At 62.2% G+C, this 3,805-nt stretch carries 4 protein-coding genes; all 4 read left to right on the forward strand.

Features of this window, described 5'->3' with window-relative positions:
* Positions 1-61 precede the first annotated feature (61 nt).
* Positions 62-1,966, forward strand: coding sequence for a hypothetical protein (locus AACR77_RS04500; RefSeq protein ID WP_042879998.1), 1,905 nt, complete (start codon positions 62-64; stop codon positions 1,964-1,966).
* Complete coding sequence (locus AACR77_RS04505) at positions 1,967-2,203, forward strand: hypothetical protein (protein ID WP_042649238.1); 237 nt, start codon at positions 1,967-1,969, stop codon at positions 2,201-2,203.
* Positions 2,204-2,237: 34 nt separating this feature from the next.
* Positions 2,238-2,519, forward strand: coding sequence for a DUF2845 domain-containing protein (locus tag AACR77_RS04510; RefSeq protein WP_042880001.1), 282 nt, complete (start codon positions 2,238-2,240; stop codon positions 2,517-2,519).
* 140 nt (positions 2,520-2,659) lie between these two features.
* A protein-coding gene (locus AACR77_RS04515) for an IS3-like element ISAeca4 family transposase (protein ID WP_156133352.1) occupies positions 2,660-3,805 on the forward strand; the annotation gives its coding sequence in 2 pieces (ribosomal slippage) (positions 2,660-2,897 and positions 2,897-3,805; 1,147 coding nt annotated over the 2 pieces). This gene is flagged as partial in the annotation.

Below are 3,805 nucleotides of genomic sequence, written 5' to 3' on the forward strand. Positions count from 1 at the left end.
CACAGTAGTATCTGCCCATCGTGGCCCACGGGCCGCTGCAACCCGAGATTGAGGTGAGCTGATGTATCTGCCGCCCGCCGCCACCGCCATCACGCTCGCCATTGCCTCGCGCCGCCTGGTCAAGCAACCCGTTGCGGCCGCCCTCGACTTCTACCTGGGGGGGTCGCTGCGCCCGCCCTTGGCCCCGGCTATCCGTACCGCGATTGCCAGCGGCTGGCAGGGGCTGGCCCAGGTGAGGGATAGCCAGCTGTCCCTGACGCGGGGTCTGCTGCACGCAACCGACCAAGGTGACGCGCTGGTCTTTGGCCAGGCGAGCCCGCTGGTGCAGCCACTGGCAGCCCCGCTGACCCAGGCGCGAGCCGTGGATCTGACCCTCGCAGGCAGCTGGGTACTGGCCACCCGGCAAGACAGCCGCCTCTGGCAGGGCTTGGCGATGAGCACGGCCTGCGACCCACAGTCCCTGCACGGTGCCTGGCAACAGGCCGCTCAGCGGCTGGATCTGGCCCGCACCGGCCCCTGGCTGCAGCCGCCCGTCTGCGACCAGGCCACCGCCACCGGTTGGCATATCACCGATCTCCGCCATCGCCCCTGGGAGCTGCGTTGGGACGGGCTGCCGCCGTTGCTGACCCGGTTACCTGCCCGCGACCATCTCGACTTTGCCCTGACCGCTGCCACCGGCGAGTGGCAGGCGATGAGCCTGGTATTTTCACTGGCCGAGCCCCAGCCCGATCGCGCCGTGGCGCCCCGTGACAATGGCCATGGTCTGCCAGCGGGCTATGCCCGCACGGCCGATCAGGACGATGCCATGCCCTGGGGGGCGGGCGCCAAACCGCTCGACCCGGGCTGGGGCCTGGAGCATGGCGATGATTCTGGCGGCGAGATTGGCGATCGCGAGCCCCCCACCCACCCTCAACCGGCGCCCTACATCATCATGAACGAGATCAGTTGCGTTGCCGTCAGTGGCACCGAGCGCGTGCCGCTCGCCCTGTTCAACCCGAGCCTGAAACTCGATATCGACAGCTTTGTGTGGGAGCTCTCCGGCGAGTTGCGGGGCAAGACCAATCTGCCCTATGTGAAGCCGACCGCCACCGGGCCGCGCCATATCGAGCTGACCATCAACGGCTGGACCTGGCTGTTTGCGGTGCAGGGCTACCGGGTCAACCGTGCCCTGGGGAGTGAGGTCTATCCCTTCACGGCCCGCTCGCGCACCCAGTTCCTCGACGGCCCCTGGGCGTCCCTGGTCGATGTGACCCTGCCCAATGAGATGACCGCCTGGCAGCTCGCCGAGGAGCTGCTGACGCCGCTGGGCTTTGCCATCGAGCGCCCCGCTCATGGCGAGTGGGTACAGACCCCGGACTGGTCGCTGGCGCCGGGCTCTATCAGCGAACGAATGGCCCCCAAGGAGCTGCTGGCCAGGCTGGCCAAGGCGGCGGGGGCCGTGCTGGTGCCTCACATGAGCGAAGACAAGGTGCTGGTGCAGCCCCGTTACCTGGTGAGTCCGTGGCAGTGGGCCACGGCGCCGGATTCGGCCTTTAGCCACCTCATCCCCGAGGCGATGATCCCGGAAGAATCGAGCGAGTCGGCATCGAGTCCGCGTCTGGAGCGCGTGCTGATCGCCGGCACCACCCACGGGGTGGTCACCGAGGTGGTGCGCACCGGCACGGCGGGCAGCCAGAGCGGCGAGGATATCAGCGACGTGCTGGCCCAGACCCACCCGGTCAACGCCGAGCGGGGGCGAAACCTGATTGCCGACTCGGGCGAGCAGGAGATGGTGACCCTGCGCCTGCCACTGATGAGGCCGGGGCAGGCCCCCGGGTTGGTGGTACCCGGCCAGCTGGTGAAGGTGCTGCGGGCCGATGGCAGCCACACCAGGGCGCTGTGCATCAGTAACGCGCTGGCCCCCTCTGGCATCAGCTCGGTATGGCAGAACGTCACCCTGGAAGTGCATTTGGACATGGAGGCATAGATGGCGAGCAACAACCCGTGGAAGAAGTTTGAGGCCATGCTACCGAGCACGGTGCGGGTGAGGGGGAAGGTGCTGCTGGTCGATTCCCTGCGGGGTACCAGCCTCATCGAGCAGGTGGGTGGGGCCACCCTGCGGGTGTTTGGCACCGGCGCCGCTGTGGGCCGTTGGGTGCTGGTTGAAAATGGCGCAATTGTGACCCAGCTCCCCGATCTGCCCTTTGCCAGAATTGAAGTCTAGGGCTACGTTTGATGCCAACTGAACAGGAGGTTCTATGAGACGATTGATGATATTGCTGATATTGGCTATGCCCGTGGCGGCGAATGCTGGAGCAATGAGGTGCAAAAGCGCACTGATCAGCGAAGGAGATTCATCCTTCAACGTGCAGAAGAAGTGCGGTCAACCTCAGATGAAAGAGGACATCATCGACGAGCGTCTTCTGGATGCCCCTAAGGTCGGGGAGCGCTGGACCTATCAGGCTCGCGAAAGTGACATCCCTCAGGCCGTGACCATCATCAATGGCAAGGTTACCCAGATAGAAGACCTCACTCGCTGATATGATAATGGCCACGCAATGTGGCCATTCTTGCCTCTGAAAATTCAGCGAGCCGTTCACTCACGGCACGCTTCATCTGAATCGCCCCTACTTTCCTAGACACCTCAAGAGCCTCAAACTGAGGTCAATCAGGAGGTGTTATGAGCAAGCAGCAACGTTACACGGAAGAATTCAAACTGGCCGCCGTCAAGCAGGTGACTGAGCGCCATTACCCAGTGGCAGAGGTCGCTGAGCGACTTGGTGTTTCCAGCCACAGTCTTTACGCCTGGATCAGGCGCTACAGCCAGCCCGCCGTGCAGCAACAGCATGACTCCAGCCAGCAAGCCGAAATTCGGCGCCTCAAGGCTGAACTGCGCCGCGTCACCGATGAGCGAGATATCTTAAAAAAGGCCGCCGCGTACTTTGCCAAGCTGTCAGGGTAAGGTACGCCTTCATCCGGGTGCACGCGTCCACACATCCCATCCGCCGACTGTGTCGGATGATGAATGTCCACCCGAGCGGTTATTACGCCTGGCAGCACCAGCCTTTATCTGCCCGCGCACTTGAAGACCAACGCCTCCTGGGCCAGATCAAGCAATGTTGGCTAGAAAGCGGGGGCGTCTATGGCTATCGCAAGATCCGGGATGACCTGCGAGAGATGGGCGAGACCTGTGGGAAACACCGGGTGGCGCGATTAATGCGTCATGAAGGTTTGCGTTCACAAACCGGTTATCGTCGCCGTCCCGGTCATTATGGTGGCCGGCCAACGGTGGTTGCACCGAATCATCTTGAACGCCAGTTCGATGTGACTGAGCCAAATAAGGTCTGGGTAACGGACATCACTTATATTCGAACCCATGAAGGCTGGCTCTATCTGGCCGCGGTATTGGATTTGTTTTCACGACAAGTCATTGGTTGGTCAATGGGGCCACGGATCGACCGAGAGTTGGCCATCAGCGCGTTACTGATGGCAGTGTGGCGACGGCGACCCGAGCAGGAAGTGCTGGTTCATTCTGACCAAGGGAGCCAGTTTAGCAGCTATGACTGGCAGGATTTTTTGCGGGAGCACCGGCTCAAGGCCAGCATGAGCAGACGTGGCAATTGCCATGATAACGCGGTGGCGGAGAGTTTCTTCCAACTCCTCAAACGCGAGCGGATCCGACGTAAAACCTATGCAGATCGGGAGGAGGCCCGGCAGGATGTGTTCGATTACATTGAAATGTTTTACAACCCCAAGCGTCGGCACAGTTTCAACAATGGGCTATCGCCAGTAGAGTGTGAAAAGCAATATTTCGAACGGCTCAAAA

This window comes from Aeromonas sp. ZOR0002 (assembly GCF_963866995.1).
In the GTDB taxonomy this organism is placed as follows: Bacteria; Pseudomonadota; Gammaproteobacteria; order Enterobacterales; family Aeromonadaceae; genus Aeromonas; species Aeromonas caviae.

What these genes read in the sequence shown, in the direction of transcription:
- AACR77_RS04500 (WP_042879998.1), top strand. Translation starts at nt 62, where the DNA reads ATGTATCTGCCGCCCGCCGCCACCGCCATCACGCTCGCCATTGCCTCG.
- AACR77_RS04505 (WP_042649238.1), top strand. Translation starts at nt 1,967, where the DNA reads ATGGCGAGCAACAACCCGTGGAAGAAGTTTGAGGCCATGCTACCGAGC.
- AACR77_RS04510 (WP_042880001.1), top strand. Translation starts at nt 2,238, where the DNA reads ATGAGACGATTGATGATATTGCTGATATTGGCTATGCCCGTGGCGGCG.